The sequence below is a fragment of the Streptomyces catenulae genome (assembly GCF_000718015.1).
Classification (GTDB): domain Bacteria; phylum Actinomycetota; class Actinomycetes; order Streptomycetales; family Streptomycetaceae; genus Streptomyces; species Streptomyces catenulae.
The window spans coordinates 101,760-119,694 of the sequence record NZ_JODY01000011.1; the positions used below are offsets into that span (position 1 = coordinate 101,760).

At 77.1% G+C, this 17,935-nt stretch carries 15 protein-coding genes and 1 riboswitch; of the genes, 4 read left to right on the forward strand and 11 right to left on the reverse strand.

What is annotated here, in order from left to right:
* Positions 1 to 240 precede the first annotated feature (240 nt).
* Positions 241 to 1,341: an Rv2231c family histidinol phosphate aminotransferase CobC gene (cobC, locus tag IF23_RS0112850; protein ID WP_051739540.1), complete on the reverse strand. Its 1,101-nt coding sequence runs from the start codon at positions 1,339 to 1,341 to the stop codon at positions 241 to 243.
* The gene (locus IF23_RS34915) at positions 1,325 to 2,641 is read right to left on the reverse strand and encodes a cobalamin biosynthesis protein (protein ID WP_078653945.1); all 1,317 of its coding nucleotides are present in this window, start codon (positions 2,639 to 2,641) and stop codon (positions 1,325 to 1,327) included. Before IF23_RS34915 ends, cobC begins: the two co-directional genes overlap by 17 nt.
* A 131-nt stretch (positions 2,642 to 2,772) precedes the next feature.
* Between IF23_RS34915 and IF23_RS0112860 the strand changes: the two genes are divergently transcribed.
* A complete protein-coding gene (locus tag IF23_RS0112860; protein ID WP_425423836.1) occupies positions 2,773 to 3,495 on the forward strand; it encodes a ZIP family metal transporter in 723 nt (240 codons plus the stop codon).
* Positions 3,496 to 3,515: 20 nt separating this feature from the next.
* Here IF23_RS0112860 and IF23_RS0112865 read toward each other — a convergent pair whose 3' ends face one another.
* From IF23_RS0112865 to IF23_RS0112900, 8 genes are all read right to left on the reverse strand, one after another.
* Complete coding sequence (locus IF23_RS0112865; protein ID WP_030283048.1) at positions 3,516 to 4,190, reverse strand: VOC family protein; 675 nt, start codon at positions 4,188 to 4,190, stop codon at positions 3,516 to 3,518.
* On the reverse strand, positions 4,187 to 5,557 hold the full coding sequence (locus IF23_RS0112870; RefSeq protein ID WP_030283050.1) for a cobyrinic acid a,c-diamide synthase CobB: 1,371 nt from the start codon (positions 5,555 to 5,557) through the stop codon (positions 4,187 to 4,189). Before IF23_RS0112870 ends, IF23_RS0112865 begins: the two co-directional genes overlap by 4 nt.
* 7 nt (positions 5,558 to 5,564) lie before the next feature.
* Positions 5,565 to 6,161 (reverse strand): cob(I)yrinic acid a,c-diamide adenosyltransferase, encoded by a 597-nt coding sequence (gene cobO, locus IF23_RS0112875; protein WP_030283052.1) that lies wholly within the window; start codon positions 6,159 to 6,161, stop codon positions 5,565 to 5,567.
* A complete protein-coding gene (locus IF23_RS0112880) occupies positions 6,162 to 8,312 on the reverse strand; it encodes a putative cobaltochelatase (protein ID WP_030283053.1) in 2,151 nt (716 codons plus the stop codon).
* 103 nt (positions 8,313 to 8,415) lie between these two features.
* Positions 8,416 to 9,969, reverse strand: a complete 1,554-nt coding sequence (locus tag IF23_RS0112885) for a cobyric acid synthase (RefSeq protein WP_030283055.1) — start codon at positions 9,967 to 9,969, stop codon at positions 8,416 to 8,418.
* Positions 9,966 to 10,964, reverse strand: coding sequence for a cobalamin biosynthesis protein (locus IF23_RS0112890; protein WP_030283057.1), 999 nt, complete (start codon positions 10,962 to 10,964; stop codon positions 9,966 to 9,968). The genes IF23_RS0112885 and IF23_RS0112890 overlap by 4 nt, the downstream gene beginning before the upstream one ends.
* Before the next feature lie 121 nt (positions 10,965 to 11,085).
* Positions 11,086 to 11,236: riboswitch (cobalamin riboswitch) on the reverse strand.
* A gap of 183 nt (positions 11,237 to 11,419) precedes the next feature.
* A complete protein-coding gene (locus IF23_RS0112895) occupies positions 11,420 to 11,659 on the reverse strand; it encodes a hypothetical protein (protein ID WP_030283059.1) in 240 nt (79 codons plus the stop codon).
* A 25-nt stretch (positions 11,660 to 11,684) separates the two neighbouring features.
* Positions 11,685 to 12,932 (reverse strand): inorganic phosphate transporter, encoded by a 1,248-nt coding sequence (locus IF23_RS0112900; RefSeq protein ID WP_030283061.1) that lies wholly within the window; start codon positions 12,930 to 12,932, stop codon positions 11,685 to 11,687.
* 744 nt (positions 12,933 to 13,676) lie between these two features.
* Here IF23_RS0112900 and IF23_RS0112905 point away from each other — a divergent pair.
* The 3 genes from IF23_RS0112905 to IF23_RS0112915 all read left to right on the forward strand — a co-directional run bounded on the left by IF23_RS0112905 (position 13,677) and on the right by IF23_RS0112915 (position 17,207).
* Positions 13,677 to 14,378 (forward strand): class II aldolase/adducin family protein, encoded by a 702-nt coding sequence (locus IF23_RS0112905; protein WP_030283063.1) that lies wholly within the window; start codon positions 13,677 to 13,679, stop codon positions 14,376 to 14,378.
* Positions 14,379 to 14,473: 95 nt separating this feature from the next.
* Positions 14,474 to 15,601 carry an alpha/beta hydrolase gene (locus IF23_RS0112910; RefSeq protein WP_030283065.1) on the forward strand — a complete coding sequence of 376 codons (1,128 nt, stop codon included), beginning with the start codon at positions 14,474 to 14,476 and terminating at the stop codon, positions 15,599 to 15,601.
* 172 nt (positions 15,602 to 15,773) lie between these two features.
* Positions 15,774 to 17,207: a hypothetical protein gene (locus IF23_RS0112915; RefSeq protein ID WP_078653946.1), complete on the forward strand. Its 1,434-nt coding sequence runs from the start codon at positions 15,774 to 15,776 to the stop codon at positions 17,205 to 17,207.
* A 61-nt stretch (positions 17,208 to 17,268) separates the two neighbouring features.
* On the opposite strand, the gene IF23_RS0112920 is transcribed toward IF23_RS0112915, so the two are convergent.
* Positions 17,269 to 17,679 (reverse strand): VOC family protein, encoded by a 411-nt coding sequence (locus tag IF23_RS0112920; RefSeq protein WP_030283068.1) that lies wholly within the window; start codon positions 17,677 to 17,679, stop codon positions 17,269 to 17,271.
* Positions 17,680 to 17,935: the final 256 nt, after the last annotated feature.

Here is a 17,935-nt window from a genome sequence, read left to right on the forward strand (position 1 = left end):
GGGCCGGTGCCGTGGGGGCGCCGTCCCGGTGTGCGGTCCGGGCGCGGTCCGGAACCCCGTGCCCGCCTCGGCCCGTCCGCCGTCTCCCGCCCGCAGCCCGGGCGGGAGACCGGGACGGTGACCGGGCGGGACGGACGGCGCCCCGTGCGGGACCGGCCAGGTGGCGGCCGGTCCCGCACCCTTTTCCCGGCGGCGCCTCCGGCCGCCCCGGCTCCGTACGCGCCCCGTGGCGGCGCGCCGTCACCCCGCGGCGTCCGGCTCCCGCCCGCAGCCCGGGGCGCGCTCCGCCGCCACCTTGCCCATGGCTTCCGTCAGGGCGGCCGTGAAGCGGTCCGTGGTCTCCCGGTCGCGGACCGCCAGCCGGAGCCAGTCGGGGCCCAGCCCCGGGAACGTGTCGCCGCGGCGCACCGCGAAACCGCTCGCCCGCAGCGCCTCCCGCACCGCCGCCGCGTCCGCCAGCCGGATCAGCACGAACGGCGCCTCGGCCGGGCCGACGACACGCACGCCCGGGACGGCGGACAGCCGCGCCACCAGATGGGCCCGGTCCACCGCCGTCCGCTCGGCGGCGACCGCCGCCTCCGCCAGCGCCGCGGGGCCCGAGCACGCCGTGGCCGCCGCCAGCGCGGGCGACGACACCGGCCACAGCGGCTGCGCCCGCTCCAGCTCCGCCACCGTCCCCGGCTCCGCCAGCAGATAGCCGATCCGCAGCCCGGCCAGCCCCCAGGTCTTCGTCAGACTGCGCAGCACCACCAGACCGGGCAGATCCGTCCGCCCGGCCAGCGACTCCCGCTCCCCGGGCACCGCGTCCATGAACGCCTCGTCCACCACCAGCGTCCGCCCCGGCCGCGCCAACCGCGCCAGGACGTCCGCCGGGTGCAGCACCGACGTCGGGTTCGTCGGATTGCCGACGACGACCAGATCGGCGTCGTCCGGCACCGCCGCGGGGTCCAGCCGGAAGCCGTCCCGCGCGTCGAGGAGCACCCGCTCCACCGGGTGCCCGGCGTCCCGCAGCGCCGCCTCCGGCTCGGTGAACTGCGGATGCACCACCACCGGACGGCGCGCCCGTACCGCCCGCGCCAGCAGCACGAACGCCTCCGCCGCGCCCGATGTCAGCAACGTCCGCGCCACCGGCAGCCCGTGGCGCGCCGCGACCGCGCGCCGCGCCGCCGTCCCGTCCGGGTACGCGGCGAGCCCGTCCAACGACGCGACCAGCTCCGCCTTCAGCCACGCCGGGGGCGTCCCCGTACGGACGTTGACCGCCAGGTCCGTCAACGCGGCGGCGTCGCCCCGGACTTCGGCGTCGCCGTGGTGGCGCAGATCGGGTTCAGCGGACGGCGACACGGTGGTCCTCCGCCGCCCGGACGGCCTCCCGGTAGCGCGCCACCACCGCGTCGGCCACCTCCGGTGCCGCGCCGACCGGCTCGGCGCACGCCACCTCGGACTCCGGGTGCGCCGCGCTCCAGCCCTCGGTCTGCAGCCGCAGCCGCTCGTGCTCCTCGCCGGGCAGCGGGAAGCAGGGGAGCACCACGATCCGCCCCGGCGCGTCCGGCCCGGGCACCGCGGCGCCCAGCACCCGGCAGCGCTCCAGACCCGCCGGGACGTCCGGCGCCGCGTACGACAGGAACGCGGTCTCCACCCCGGCCAGACCCCGGCCCTCCCACAGCAGCCGGGCGGCCCGCGCCACCTCGGCGTTGGCGTACGGATCGCCGGACCCGCCGCCCACCAGCAACACCGTCGTACGGGCCCGGTCGCGGGGGCGGCGCGCCCCGCCGCCGCCCAACGCCGCGTCCAACTGCCGCTCCCACGCGCCGAGAAGCAGCGGATGGCCGTCCGGGGCCTGCCCGCGGACGAAGGACAGCCCGGCGTGGCGCGCGGTGGCCGCGGTCAGCTCGGCGGCCGGTCCGCGCCGCGCCGGGCCCTCCGATATCAGCGGCACCGTGACGATCTCCGTGGCGCCCCGGGCGGCGAGGTCGTCGACCGCCTCGGCGAGCGGCAGCGCCGACGGCGCCCGCCCGGTGAAACCGGCCGCCGCCGGTACCTCGGGACAGCACTCGGCGACCGCGGCCAGCAGCGCGCGCAGGGCCTGCGCCCCGCCGTCGTCGCGGTCGCCGTGACCGGCGATGAGCAGGGCGGGAGGGGTGGTCACAAGATCTCCTTGAGGGGCCGTGCAGCGGCGTGGCCGGGCCGTGGCCGGGCCGGATGGGGGAGGGACGACGATAACCGAGGGGCGGGCCCGCGCCGTGCCGTGGTGGCCGGTCGCCGACGCCACCGCGCAGGTGGCCCGCGAGGGCCTGCCGGGCGGCGCCGACTTCCGTTTCCCGACGAGCAGTTGGGCGCCCGGCCCGGCCGCCAGCAGCGCCGCCGCCTCCGCCACACTCGGCGTCCCGACGGCCTCCCGTACGACCGCCGAACCGCCGCCCGGCACCCGTACCGCCGCCAGCTCCCTGGCCGAAAACGTATGCAGTGCCACGCCCAGCCGCCGGGCCGCGCCGACCAGACCCGGTTCGGCCGCCTTCGCCTCGACGGTCGCCAGCGCCACCACCGTCCCGCCCGACTCCGCCAGCGTGGCCCGGACCAGCGCCACCACCTCGTCCGCGGGGACGCCCCGGCGCGCCCCGACGCCCACGTGCACGGCGGTCACCGGGCGCCCGCCGGGCGCCGTGCGAAGGTGCGGGCGCGGCGGCCCGTCAGTAGGAAGGGGGCAGAGCCGGCGGTGGACCGGCGGGAAGGGGTGCGGCGGTGCCGGTCCTCATCGCGTGCGGCGCGGTCCTGATGACGCTGCTGGGCGGCTGGGTCGCCCAGCGCGTCACCGACCGCCGCCACCTCGTGCTGGGACTGGCCGGTGGGCTGATGCTCGGCGTCGTCGGGCTCGATCTGCTGCCCGAGGCGCTGGACGCCGCCGGACGCCCGGTCTTCGGCGTCCCGCTCGCGCTGCTCACCTTCGTCCTCGGCTTCCTCGCCGCACACGCCCTGGAACGGCTCCTCGCGGTGCGCCGCGCCGCCCGCGGCAGCGGACCGCCGGGCGCCGCCGGAGCCGTCGCGCCCAACGGCGGCCGCATCCCGCAGGTGGGGCTGACCGCCGCCACCGCGATGGTGCTGCACAGCGTCATGGACGGCTTCGCCATCGGCGTCGCCTTCCAGACCGGGCACGGCATGGCCACCGCGGTGGCGATCGCCGTCATCGCCCACGACTTCGCCGACGGCTTCAACACGTACACGATCACCAGCCTGTACGGGAACGCGCGGCGCCGGGCGTTGCTGATGCTCGGGGCGGACGCGGTGGCGCCGCTGCTGGGGGCCGCCGCGACGCTGGTGGTCACCCTTCCGGAGCAGTGGCTTGGCGGCTATCTCGGGTTCTTCGGCGGGGTGCTGCTCTACCTGGCGACCTCCGGCATCCTGCCCGAGGCGCACCACGCCCACCCGGCACTGCCCACGCTGGCCTGCACGGTCGCCGGGGCGGGCGCCATCTGGCTGGTCGTCGGCCTCGCGGGCTGACCGGCCCGCCGCCACCGCGCTCATACCGCGACGGCCCCGCGCCCCAGCCGCACCGCACCGCGCGGGCCCCGCACCACGGCGGTCAGCCCGGCCTCTCCGGCGGTCACCGGGGCGTCCGGCCACCGTCCGCCGAGCGCCGTCAGCCGCGCGGTGGCCGCCGCCGGATCGGGGTCGAACGCCGCGAACGCCTCCAGCGTCAGCGCGGGCAGCCCCGCCGCCGTCGTCGGATGCGGGGTGGCGCCCCAGTCGAGGAGGAACGGGGTGGTGCCGCCGCCCGCGCACGGCGGCGTCAGCTCCCAGGAGATCCGGCGGCCGTCCGGGGTGTTCCGGCCCATCGCCGCCGCGTCGCCCGGGTCGTACCCGGCCGCCCGCGCCCGCGCCACCCGCGCCGCCAGGCCCGTCGCCCGTACCGCCCAGGTGACCAGCCGCGGACCGGTCAGCGCGTCGATGCCGAACCAGCGGGGGCCGTCCGGCTCCGGCTGCTCCGGGTCCGGGCCGACCAGTTCCAGATAGGCCCCGGCACCGAGCGGACCGGCCAGCCCCAGCAGCCAGTTGCAGGTACCGCGGCCCGGATGGCTGCCGCCGGTCCGCGGCCGCACCCCGGTCAGCTCCGCCAACTCCGCGGCGGCGGCCACCGGATCGGGCGCCGCGTACACCAGGTGGTCGAGGACGGCCGGTGCCGTGGCGGCGCTCATCGCCCACCCGCCGCTGCGGCCACCAGCCGGGTGGCCGCAGCGGGCGTCGCCGCCCAGTGGACGTGCAGGTACGAGGCGTGCACCCGGTCCGCGGTGAACCCCTCGACCCGGCGCGCGGGACGGATGACGCCCCACGCCGGGGCGGCGCCCGCGCCCGGCTCCACGGTGGTGCGGTGGAACTCGTGGCCGCGCACCCGGGTGCCCGCCGCGGCCAGCGCGTTGTCCTTCAGCGCCACCGCCTCCCGGTAGCCGAGCGTCAGCCGGTCCGTCATCCGGGCGTCGGCGGGCAGCACCCCGCACATCGGCCGCCCGTCCAGCGACCGGGACAGATACAGCAGCCCGGCGCACTCCGCGGCGACCGGCGCGCCCGCCGCCGCCAGCCCGGCGACCGCCGCCCGCAGCGGCGCGTTGGCCGACAGGTCCGGGGCGTGCACCTCCGGGAAGCCGCCGCCGATCACCAGGCCCGTCGCGCCCTCCGGCAGCCGTTCGTCGCGCAGCGGGTCGAACGGCACGACCTCGGCGCCCGCCGCCCGCAGCAGTTCGGTGTGTTCCGCGTACGAGAAGGTGAAGGCGGCGCCCCCGGCCACCGCGATCACCGGGCGCCCGTCGGACGCCCCGCCCGCCGCGGCGACCTCCGCGGCCGGGTCCCAGACCTCGTCCGGCAGCTCGCCCGCGCTGCGGGCCAGCGCCAACAGCGCCTCCAGGTCGCACCCCTCGCGCACCCGCGCCGCCAGCTCCCGTACCGACTCCACCGCCTCGGTGCGGCGTTCGGCGACCGGTATCAGGCCCAGGTGGCGGGAGGGCGCGTGGACGGTGCCGGTGCGGCGCAGCGCGCCCAGCACCGGGACGCCGGACGACTCCATCGCCTCCCGCAGCAGCGCCTCGTGCCGGTCCGAGCCGACCTTGTTGAGGATCACCCCGGCCAGCCGCACCTCGGGATCCCAGGAGGCGAAGCCGTGCACCAGCGCCGCCACCGACCGGGACTGCGAGGACGCGTCGACCACCAGCACCACCGGCGCCCGCAGCACCTTGGCGATCTGCGCCGTCGACGCCAGCTCACCCTGCCCGGACGCGCCGTCGAAGAGCCCCATCACGCCCTCGACCACGGCGAGGTCGCAGCCGCGCGCCCCGTGCCGGAACAGCGGCACGATCCGCTCCGTCCCGCACAGATAGGCGTCGAGGTTGCGGCCCGGGCGGCCGGTGGCCAGCGCGTGGTAGCCGGGGTCGATGTAGTCCGGGCCGACCTTGTGCGGCGAGACCGCGAGACCCGCCTCGGCGAACGCGGCCATCAGCCCCGTCGCCACCGTCGTCTTGCCCGCCCCGGAGGAGGGCGCCGCGATCACCAGCCGGGGGATCGTCCCGCTCATGCCGGGCTCACCATTCGATGCCCCGCTGGCCCTTCTGGCCGGTGTCCATCGGGTGCTTCACCTTCGACATGTCGGTGACCAGATCCGCGAAGTCCACCAGCGCCTGCGGCGCGTTCCGCCCGGTGATCACCACATGCTGGGTGCCGGGCCGCTCCCGCAGCGCCGTGATCACGTCCTCGGTGTCGATCCACCCCCAGTGCAGCGGGTAGGCGAACTCGTCCAGCACCAGCAGCTGGTACGTCTCGGCGGCCAGATCCCGCTTGACCTGCTCCCAGCCCTCGCGCGCCGCCTCCTCGCTGGAGGCCAGGTCACGCTGGACCCAGGACCAGCCCTCGCCCATCTTGTGCCAGGCGACGGTGCCGCCCTCGCCGGTCTCGCCGAGCACCTTCAGCGCCCGCTCCTCGCCGACCTTCCACTTCGCCGACTTCACGAACTGGAACACCCCGACCGGCCAGCCCTGGTTCCAGGCCCGCAGCGCGAGCCCGAACGCCGCCGTCGACTTGCCCTTGCCGACACCGGTGTGGACGAAGACCAGCGGCCGGTTGCGGCGCTGGCGGGTGGTGAGCCCGTCGTTCGGTACGACGGACGGCTGTCCCTGCGGCATTTACGCCACCTTCCTGGAGTCCTGGATGGGGTGTGCGGCGGACGTACCGCGCCCGCCGCGGAGGTTCCGTACGAGCCCCGAGACGCTGTCCGCGCGCAGCTCGTCGAGGGTGACGGCGGGGCCGCCCAACTCCCGGGCGAGCGCCCCGGCGAGCCCCAGCCGCACCGGACCGCTCTCGCAGTCGACGACGACGGAGGCGACGCCCTCGGCGCCCAGCAGCCGCCCGGCGCGCGCCGCCCGCTCCAGCGGCGACGGCGACCCGGCACCGGTCGCCCGGCCGTCCGTGACGACCACCAGCAGCGGCCGCCGCGAGGCGTCCCGCATCCGCTCCACCCGCAGCACCTCGTGCGCCTTGAGCAGCCCCTCGGCGAGCGGGGTGCGGCCACCGGTCGGCAGCGACGCCAGCCGCGCCGCCCCCGCCTCCACCGACGACGTCGGCGGCAGCGCCAGCTCCGCCTCCCGCCCCCGGAACGTGATCATGCCGATCTTGTCGCGCCGCTGGTACGCGTCGAGCAGCAGCGACAGCACCGCGCCCTTGACCGCGCTCATCCGCTTACGCGCCGCCATCGACCCGGAGGCGTCCACCACGAACAGCACGAGGTTGCCCTCCCGCCCCTCGCGGACCGCCTCCCGCAGATCGTCCCGGCGCACCACCAGCCCCGGCCCGCGCCGCCCGCGCGCCCGCTGGTGCGGCGCGGCCGCCTGCAGCGTCGCGGCCAGATGCAGCTTGCCGAGCGCCCCGCGCGGCCGCCGCGACCCGGTGGTCCGGCCGTGCGCGGTCCGCGCCCGTGAGCGGCGGCCGTCGGCGCCCTCGCCCAACCCCGGCACGTCCAGACGCCGGGTGACGAACGGGTCGCCCGCGGCCACCGCCGCCTGCTGCGCCGCCGGGGCCCCGGCCGGACGCTCCTCGGGCGCCCCGCCCGGCTCCGCGCCGTCGCCGTCCCGGCCCGGCGCGGGCTCGCGCTCCTGCTCCCGCGGCCCGGGCACGCTCTCCTCCCGGGGCGGCGGCGTACCGCCCCCGTCGGGACCGCCGCCGTCCGGACCCCCGCCGTCCGGACCGCCCTCGGGGCCGCCCTCCGGACCCTCGGGACCGCCCTCCGGGCCGTCGTCCTGCGGACCGTCCGGCTCCGGGTCGTCCTCGGGGGCCGATTCCGCAAGGAGCCGGTCGAGCTTCTCCTCGTCCAGACCCGGCGCGTCGAACGGCGCCCGGCGCCTGCGGTGCGGCAGCGCCAGCAGCGCCGCCTGCCGTACGTCCTCGGTGACCACGTCCGGCCGCCCGGCCCATGCGGCCAGCGCCGTCGCGGTCCGCGCCATGACCAGGTCCGCGCGCATCCCGTCGACCTCGAACCCCGCGCAGACCGACGCGATCTGCCGCAGCGCCCCGTCGCCGAGCCGCACCGACGGAAGCAGCGCCCGCGCGGCGGCGATCCGCTCCCGCAGCGCCGTCTCCTCCGCCGCCCAGCGCGCCGCGAACGCCGCCGGGTCGTCGTCGAACGCCAGCCGCCGCCGGACCACCTCAACCCGGCGGTCCGGATCCCGGTCCGCGGCGACCTCCACGGTCAGCCCGAACCGGTCCAGCAGCTGCGGCCGCAGCTCGCCCTCCTCCGGGTTCATCGTCCCGACCAGCAGGAACCGCGCCGCGTGCCGGACCGAGACGCCCTCGCGCTCCACATGGGACGCGCCCATCGCGGCGGCGTCCAGCAGCAGGTCGATCAGGTGGTCGTGGAGGAGGTTGACCTCGTCGACGTAGAGCAGCCCGCGGTGCGCCCGGGCGAGCAGCCCCGGCTCGAAGGACTTCACGCCCTCGGCCAGCGCCCGTTCGATGTCCAACGCGCCGACCAGCCGGTCCTCGGAGGCGCCCACCGGCAGCTCCACCATGCGGGCGGGCCGCCGCGCGTCCTCGGCCGCGCCGTGCGGGCCGTCCGGACAGCCCGGGTCCGGATCGGCCGGGTCGCAGCTGAACCGGCAGCCGCCGACGACCGCCACCTCGGGCAGCAGATCGGCCAGCGCCCGGACGGCGGTGCTCTTGGCGGTGCCCTTCTCGCCGCGGACGAGGACGCCGCCCACCGCCGGGCTGACGGCGTTCAGCAGCAGCGCCAGCCGCAGGTCGTCCATTCCGACGACGGCGGTGAACGGGTAGCGGGCGCTCATGTCGCGATCACTCCTTCGTAACGACCCAGGTCATCAACGTTGCGGTCGGCACCGGCCGACCGGTGGGTGCCCCCGGGCACCCGGGCGGCGGATCCGCGCGCCCTCACGGTGCCCCCGGCGGGACGAACGGCAGCCCCGGCGGGACGCCCTCCTCGATCAGCCGCAGCAGCGCACCGGTGTCGGCGTGCTCCTCGATCAGATCCCCGAGCCGGTCCAACTGCTCCTCGCGCAGCGCGCCGAAGCCGGTGTCCGGCGCCGGGACGAACGCCCGCCCCGCATCGGCGGCCACCCGCGCGAGGAACGCCCGCCGGAACGCGTCGCTCTCCAGCGACCCGTGCCAGTGCGTCCCCCACACCGCGCCCGACCGGCAGCCGTCCAGCGGCTGCCCGCCGTCGTCGGTGAAGAACGGCTCCCCGCCGCCGACCTCGGCCACACCGTGGTGGATCTCGTACCCCTCGGCGGACGCGCCCAGCGCCGTGCCGACCGGCCGGGCCAGCGTCTTCTCCGCCGCGAACCGCACCCGTACGGGCAGCAGCCCCAGCCCCGGCACGGTGCCCGCCCGGGACTCCACCTCGTCGTCGATCACCTCGCCGAGCATCTGGTAGCCGCCGCAGATGCCCAGCACCGGACGGCCCTCGGCGGCGCGCCGGGCCACCGCCTCGGCCAGCCCCCGCTCCCGCAGCCAGGCCAGCGCCCGCACCGTGCCGCGGGTGCCCGGCAGCACCACCAGATCCGCGTCGGCCAACTCCTCGGCGCGGTCCACGAACCGCACCACCACGCCCGGTTCGGCGGCCAGCGCGTCCACATCGGTGAAGTTCGACATCAGCGGCACCGCCGCGACCGCCACCCGCAGCACATCCGCGCCGTACGGCGGCGCCACCACGCTCTCGCGGACCGCGCCGCGCAGCGACACCCGCAGTCCGTCCTCCTCGTCGATGCCCAGCCCGTGCGCGAACGGCAGCACCCCCAGCGCCGGACGCCCCGTCAGCTCCCGCAGCATGTCGAGCCCCGGCTCCAGCAGCGCCACATCGCCGCGGAACTTGTTGACGAGATACCCGGCGATCAGCGCCTGGTCCTCCTTGGACAGCAGCGCCGTCGTCCCGAAGAACGAGGCGAACACCCCGCCGCGGTCGATGTCGCCGACCACCACCACCGGCAGCCGCCCGGCCCGTGCGATGCCCATGTTGACGATGTCGGTGCGCCGCAGATTGATCTCCGCCGGGGAGCCCGCGCCCTCACAGATCACCACGTCGTGGGCGCGCCGCAACTCGGCCAGACACTCGGTGACGGTGCCCAGCAACTCCTCGCGGCCACCGGGCCGCGCGCCGCCGGGGCGCCCGAAGTACCCCTGCGCGCTCATCTCGCCGACCGGCCTGCCGAGCAGCACCACCTGGCTGCTGCGGTCCCCGCCGGGCTTGAGCAGCACCGGGTTCATCAGCGCCGACGGCTCCACCCGGGCGGCCGCCGCCTGCATCGCCTGCGCCCGCCCGATCTCCGCGCCGTCCCGCGTCACGAACGAGTTCAGCGACATGTTCTGCGCCTTGAACGGCGCGACATCCACGCCCTGCCGCACCAGCCAGCGGCAGATCCCCGCGGTCACCACGCTCTTGCCCGCGTCGGAGGTGGTCCCCGCGATCAGCAGCCCGCCGCCGGTCACCGCGCCCCGCCCTTCCGCCGGGCGAGGGCCGGACGCACCGCGCCCGCCAGCAGCCGCCCGGCCACCGTCGTCGTCAACGCCAGCACGCCCACCCGGTGCGAGAGCCGCACCGCCCGCGCGATGTCCTCGGTCGCCACGGGACGCCCTGCGCCGTTCAACCGCGGCCGGTGCTCGACCCGTCCGCCGTACGCCAGCGTCCCGCCGAGCCGTACGCCGAGCGCACCTGCGAACGACGCCTCGACCGGGCCCGCGTTGGGGCTCGGGTGCGCACCGCCGTCGCGCCGCCAGGCCCGCACGGCGCCGCGCCGGTCCGGGGCGGCGAGCACGGTGAGCGCGGCGGTCAGCCGGGAGCCGGGCCACCCGGCGACGTCGTCCAGCCGCGCCGAGGCCCAGCCGAACCGGCGGTAGCGGGGCGAGCGGTGACCGACCATCGCGTCCAGGGTGTTCACCGCCCGGAACCCCACCAGGCCCGGGACGCCGCCGACGGCACCCCACACCAGCGCGCCCACCACGGCGTCCGAGGTGTTCTCCGCGACCGACTCGACGACCGCCCGCGCCATCTGCGGCCCGTCCAGCGCCTGCGGATCGCGGCCGCACAGATGCGGCAACCGGCGGCGGGCCCGGTCGAGGTCTCCGGCGGCCAGCGCCTCGCCGACGGCCCGCGCCTCCCGGCCCAGCGAGGTGCCGCCCAGCACCGACCAGACGGTGGCGGCGGTCAGCGCGGCGGTGGCGGCGGTCCGGGCGGGGGAGGCGGCGGGCGCCGGGCCGCGGACCGCGCGCGTCAGCAGCGCGGCACCGGCGGTCGCGCCGCCCGCGCAGAGCAGGGTGTGGAGGGCGCCGCGGCCACGGTGGTCGCGCCAGAGCCGGGCCTCGACGGCCGCCGCACCGCGCCCGAAGGCGGCCACCGGATGGCCGCGCCGCGGATCGGCGGCGAGCAGATCACCGAGAAAGCCCAGGGCCGCACCGCACGCGTAGGTGGCGTGTTCGGCACGCATCGGATCAGACCGCCGTCAGCCCTCGGAGGGCGGCGGACGGGCAGGGTCTGGCGGGGCGGCCGGGCATGGCGGTATGTCCTCACTCAGGGTCCGCGCCCTGGTTCGACGTGACGGCGACAGGAGTCTCCTGGCTCCCCGGATCGGCGCTTCCCCCGGCCTTCCGGCCCTGGCGAGCACCCGTCGGGCGTGCACGAGGCGGACCGTGGCCTCCGTCGGAGGAACGCTCCCCGGTGACAGTGGCGGGACCGCGCCGGATTCACACCGGACTTCCTCTGCTGTCGCCGATTGGCGTGGGAAGTCCACCATGCCCCGCCAACCCCGTCAACTCGCCCGTGACCTGCGACGCCGTGGTATCGCGAGACCTGTGGCAGAGGCCACAGGACCGGTACGACGCACGGCGCCCGGCCCCCGCGGAGTGCGGTGACCGGGCGCCGTACGCGCGGGTGCCGGACGGATCAGGCGGCGACGATCAGATAGATGCCGTACGCCACCGCGGCCGCGCAGACCGCGTACGCGGCGAGGCCGCCGAGCCGCGCGCCGGTGCTCGGGGCACCGGCGTCCGCGGTGGCCGTCGCGCCCTCGGTGCGGGTGCGGGCCGTGCCGACGATGCCGACCGTGAACAGGCCCACGATCCCGACCGTCACCACCAGGGTGACGCCGAAGACCTGGCCGAGAGCTGCCCAGTCGATGCTCATGCTGCGGTTCCTCAGGTTCGGGCGGTCAGCCGGCGGCTGTCGCGGTCGTGGCGCGCGGGGCGCTCGCGGCGGGGGCGGGCTCCTCGCCCTCGGCGGGGTTCAGCGTCCCGGCCGGGGGCGGGGTGACCGTCTGGAGGGCCGCGGTGACCACACCGGGCGGCTCCGTGGCCTCGGCCTCGTTGACGTTGGTGTGGTCGATGGGCTTGCGGCGGGAGGCGGCCCAGATGGCGCCGCAGATGCCGAGCGCGAGGATCGCGACGGCGGCGACGCCCCAGTCACCCTGGTCGGCCAGGAGCGCGGCACCGGCGGAGACCAGGCCCGCGGCCGGCAGCGTCAGACACCAGGCGACGACCATCCGTACCGCCGTCGACCAGCGCACCACGCCGCCCTTGCGGCCCAGACCCGAACCCATCACCGAGCCCGAGCAGACCTGGGTGGTGGAGAGCGCGAAGCCGAGGTGGGAGGAGGCCAGGATGGTGGCCGCGGCGCCGGTCTGGGCGGCGAAGCCCTGCGGCGGCTGGATGTCGGTGATGCCCTTGCCCATCGTGCGGATGATCCGCCAGCCGCCCAGGTAGGTGCCGAGGGCGATGGCCATACCGGCCGAGGCGATGACCCACAGCGGCGGGTCGGCGTGCGGGGCGACCACACCGCCGGTGATCAGCGCGAGCGTGATCACACCCATCGTCTTCTGGGCGTCGTTGGTGCCGTGCGCCAGCGAGACCAGCGCCGCCGAGGCGATCTGCCCGGCGCGGTAGCCCTTGGCCGTCTCCCGCTCGTCGCGCCCCCGGGCCAGCCGGTACGTCAGCCGGGTCGCGGCCATCGACGCGATACCGGCGACCACCGGGGCGGCCACGGCCGGGATCAGGACCTTCATCACGACGGCGCCGCCGTGCACACCGTCGGTGCCCACGGACACCAGCGTGGCGCCGATCAGACCGCCGAACAGGGCGTGGGAGGAGCTGGAGGGGAGGCCGGCGAGCCAGGTGAGGAGGTTCCAGACGATCGCGCCGACCAGACCGGCGAAGATCACTTCCGGTCTGATACCGGCGCTTTCGTCGATGATCCCGCCGGAGATGGTCTTGGCGACCTCCACGGACAGGAACGCGCCGACGAGGTTGAGGACCGCCGACATCGCCACCGCGATCTTGGGCTGCAGCGCGCCGGTGGAGATGGTGGTGGCCATGGCGTTGGCCGTGTCGTGGAAGCCGTTCGTAAAGTCGAACACCAAGGCCGTGACGATCACGATCCCGATGAGAAGCGTGATGTGTTCCATTCACCCAGGCAATCAGTTCGATGGTCAGTGACGCCGGAAACGTACGAAGGGTGGGTGAACGGGAGGTGAACGTGGCCGGGCCCGGCAATGACACCACCGCAGTGTTCGAGAGGAGGTATCTCACACGTCACTTCCGCACCATCCGTATGTGGCGTGAATATGCCCCCGCACGGCCCGAATCCGGCTTGTTCCCCGGCGCGTGCACGGCATCCCGACGGCCCCGTCGCGGTGCGTCACCCCGCTGGTGAACGGCGTACCCACGGCCCCGCGCCCACCCGGACCTGCCGCGATCCCCCGGCCGCCGCCCACCCCGCCCACCTGGCCGGAACACCCGGCCCCGCAGCCGCCCCCCGGGGCACCCCGCTGTTCGAGCGCGGCGCACGCCGCGGGGCACCGGGCACCTCCGTACGCCCACCCCGAACGAGGCCGGACCACCGCGTGCCCGGACTCCCCGGAACGATCGCGTCCACCGGCCCGCACGGTGCCGGATCCTGCGTCGGCGGACCCGCGGCCCTCCCGCGACGCCCGCCCCGGCTTGCCCGGTGACGCCGCGACGCCCGCCCCCGCTCGTCCGATGAGGGTCCGTCGCCCGCCCCGGCTCGTCCGGTGACGCCGCACCACCCGCCCCGGTCCGCCCGGTGACGCCCCGTCGCCCGGCCGGTCTCCGGGCACGGCCACCCGCCCCCGCGCCCGGCCCGTACGGTGACGGCATCCCGACCGCCCGTCCACGCCCCGGAGGAAACCGTGACCCGTACCGGCGCTCCCGACCCGCACCCGGACCGGCCCGGCGCCGAGGCGCTCGCGGCCGCCTGGGCGGACGTCGTCGCCACCGCCCGCCGCACCGTCGCCGACGGCCTCGTCGTCGGCACCTCCGGCAACGTCTCGGCCCGCGTCGGCGACACCGTCCTCGTCACCCCCAGCGGCGTCCCCTACGACCGCCTCGGCCCCGGCGACCTCACCGCCGTCGACCTCGACGGCCGCCGGTGCGCGGGCACCCTCCCGCCCACCAGCGAACTCCCCATGCACCTCGCCGTCTACCGCGCCACCGACGCCACCGCCCTCGTCCACACCCACGCCCCGCACGCCACCGCCGTCTCCGTCCTCGTCGACGAGCTGCCACCGGTCCACTACATGACCGCCGCCCTCGGCGGACCCGTCCGCGTCGCGCCCTACGCCCCCTACGGCAGCGACGAACTGGCCGCCCACGCCCTCGCCGCACTGCGCGACCGCACCGCCTGCCTCCTCGCCCACCACGGCACGCTCGCCCTCGGCGCCACCCTCGACCAGGCACTGGACCGCACCGCCCAACTGGAGTGGATGTGCCGCGTCTGGCTCCTCGCCTCCGCCGTCCCCGGCCGCACCCCCTCCCTCCTCTCCGCCGCCGCCCTCGCCGAGACCGCCACCCGCCTCCGCGGCTACGGACGCCACCCGGAAGCCACCTCCTAGCTCCGGCCCGGCGGCGCCCGCCCCCGGGGCGCCGCCGCGTCACCCGCTCGCCCCGCCCGCTGGCCGCCCCCGGCACCCCGCCCCACACTGAAGAGGTGCGCCTGGCTACTGCGGCGGCTGCGGCCGCCACCACCGTGATCGGTGCCGGGGCGGCCGCGGTGGCGGCCGGCCGGTACGCCGGGGGCGTCGCCCTCCGGCCCTCCCCCCAGGTGCCGTTCCCCGGGGACGCACGCCTGACCGTCCACGCCACCGGCGACGGCACGGTCACCCTCACCCGCAGCCTGGCGTCGCTGCGCCCCGGCACCTACGGACTCTCCGGCCCCGGCTGCCATGCGATCGTCGGCCCGGTCCTGGAGCACGCCCCGCACGCCGCCGACACCGTCGTACGCCGCCTGGAGCGGATCACCCACGGCACCCTCCCGCCCGGCACCCGGGTGCGCCTCACCCCGCAGGTGTACGCCGGGAACCCCCGCGACGCCTTCGGCCTGACCTGCGCCGACGTCGACGTCCCCGGCGAACTCGGGCCGCTGCCCGCGTGGTTCCTGCCGGGCGTCCGCGACACCTGGGTGATCACCGTGCACGGCATCGGCACCACCCGCGAACACCCGATGGTCGTCATGCCGTTCCTCCACCGCCACCGGCTGCCCGTCCTCGGTCTCGCCTACCGCAACGACGCGGGCGCCCCGCAGACCCCGGACCGGCTGCACCACCTCGGCGACTCCGAATGGCGTGACCTGGACGCCGCGATCCGCTACGCCGTCCGCTACGGCGCCCGCGACGTCGTCCTGCACGGCTGGTCCGCCGGGGCCACCATGGCGCTGCGCGCCGCCGTCCGCTCCGGTGTGCGCGACCGCATCCGCGGCCTCGTCCTGGACTCGCCGGTCCTCGACCGGCACGCCACCGTCCGCGCCCTGGCCGCCGCCCGGCACGTCCCGCGGGCCCTGCTGCCGCTCGCGGTCCGCGCCGCCGAGGGCCACACCGGGCTCCCCGTCGACCGCCCCGGCGACGCCGTCGACCCGGACACCCTCACCGTCCCCACCCTCCTCTTCCACGGCCCGGACGACACCCTCGCCCCCTGGGCCGCCTCCCGCGCCCTCGCCGCGCGCCGCCCGGATCTCGTCACCCTCCACCCCGTGCCGCACGCCCCGCACGCCGCCATGTGGAACGCCGCCCCCACCGCCTACGAGGAGGCGCTGCGCCGCTTCCTGACCCCACTGATGTGACCGCCGCCGCCCGTACGCCCCGCTCCGTGCGCGTACGGGGAAGCACGGCGCGCGGGCATACGGGGGGACAACTCCCCACAACCGTGATGGGTCGCCTGGATGAACCCCGCTGAGCGGGCCTTTTCCTGCCGTCCGATTGGGTTTTCGGGCCGTCAGCGGCAAGACTGCTCCTGTGACGTCCCGTACTCCGCGCGACTCCCGGCTCCGACTCGTCCCCAGGCAACCGATTGCCGCCGCCCGCCGGGCGGTGAGCACCCGGGCCGCCCGTCCGGCCCCACGCCCGCCCGAGGGCACCCCGCCGCCCGCGGAACTGGCGCGCCAGGCCCGCGCCGCGCTCTCGGGCGCGGCCCGGCTGGCCCACTGGGCCGACGGCGCCGGTGACGGACTACGGGCCGGGCGCGACGGCGCCCTCCCGGCGGCCGACGTGGACCGCGCCGCCGAGGCCCTCGGCCTGCCCACCGCCCAGGTGCGCGCCGACTGGGACCGCGCCCGCCTCGCCGGACTGATCGAGTTGCACGGCGGGCTGGCCCGCGCCGGCTGGCGGCTGCGCGCCTGGGACCGCGACGACACCGCCGCCCTCCGCGGCTGGGTCGCCCTCTTCGACGCCTGGTCGCTGGCGCTGCCGTCCCCCGAGGGCGCCGGGCCCGCCATCGTCGGCGAGGTCGTCGAGGCGGTCCCGCAGCTGCTCTCGCTGCTCCACCTCTCGGCCGGTCCGGTCCGGCTCCAGGCACTGCTGGACATGCTGGAACAGCGCGTCGCCGAGCTGCGCACCGAGCGCTGCGAGGTGCCATACGGGCCCCGCACCGAGTCCGCGGACGGCGACCCGGAGGAGGCGCAGGCCCCGCTCACCGCCCTGCTGGACTGGGCGCTCGCCGCACTGACCGCGGTCGGCGCGCTGGTGCCCGCCGACGGCGCGCCCGCCCCGGCGCCCGCCCCGGGCGACGGCGACGACGCCCGCGAGGCGCAGCTGACGCCGCTGGGCCACTGGTCGGTGTGGGTCAAGCTGGAGCAGATCTGCGTCGCGGCGCAGAGCCCGGCGGGCAACATCGAGCAGACCGCCGCCGCCATGCTCCGCGGCTGCGCCCGGCTCACCCCGGGCCCGGCCCGCGCGGAGTACCGCGCCTGGCTCGCGGCCCGCTCGGTCGGCTCGGCCGTCGAGGAGCTGCTGACCGTGGCGCGCGGCGAGGACGCGCTGCTGCGCGGGCTGGCCTTCGAGGCGCTGCGCGCCGTCGGCGCCCCGGCCGAGGCCGCCGTCCGCGCCGCCGCCGAGGAGGCGGCGCTGCGCCCGTACGTCCTGCTGTGGCTCTTCGAGCACGAGGGCGGCGACCCGGAGAACGCCCCCGACGTGCTCACCCGCGAGGAGTCGACCTGGCTGTGGGTGGACACCGCCGCGGCCGTCGCCGACCACGGCGAGAGCCAGCTGCTGATCCGCCATCTCGACTCGGCGGTCCAGGGCTCCGTCCCGCGTCTTCTCGAAGAGGTGCGTGCGGTGGGCCATCCGCGCACCGTCCAGGTCCTGGTGGCGCTCGCCGCCGCCCATCCCGACCCGGCGCTGGCCAAGGCCGTCCGCCGGGCGGCGTTCCAGGTGCACACCGGCGGCGTCTGATCCGGCAGCCGCCGGGCCACCGCGGCCCGGCGGCCCGCGGCCGTCCACCGGAGGGACCGGGTCATCCGCCCGCCCCCGGCGCGTACGTCCCGAAGCTCCAGACGTTGCCCTCGGCGTCGCGCGCCAGGTAGTCGCGGGAGCCGTACTCCTGGTCCCGGGGCGCCATCAGGATCTCCACCCCGGCGGCGCGCGCCCGGTCGTGGTGGGCGTCCACGTCCTCGACCACGACGTAGACGCCGCTCGGACCGGCGTCGGCCATCGCCGCGTCGAAGGGGCCGCCGTGCCCCTTGGAGCCGAGCATCACCCGGCCGTTGCCGTACGACAGCTCGGCGTGGACGACGGTGCCGTCCTCGCCCTCGTACACCGCCTCCCTGGTGAAGCCGAAGGCGTCGGTCAGCTGGCGGATCGCGGCCCGGGCGTCGCGGTAGACGAGGGTGGGGAAGAGCGTGGGGGGCTGCGGGGTGACCGGCATGGTGGCCGCCTCTCCCGGGAGCGTGTGTCCCGTGGCGCACGGCCCCGCGCGCCGCTCGCGCGGGCATCCGTGAGATCTGCCTCACAGTCTGCCGGGACCCACTGACAACGCACCCGCGGCGGCCGCGCCCGCCACCCGCGCCGGAGCCGCCGTACGGCCGTCCGTGGCCTTCGGCGGCCGGGAAAAACAGTTGCGTGGCACCGTTAGACTGCCCGCATGGCAGTTCTCCTCTGGGTTCATTAGACGGCGTAGACCG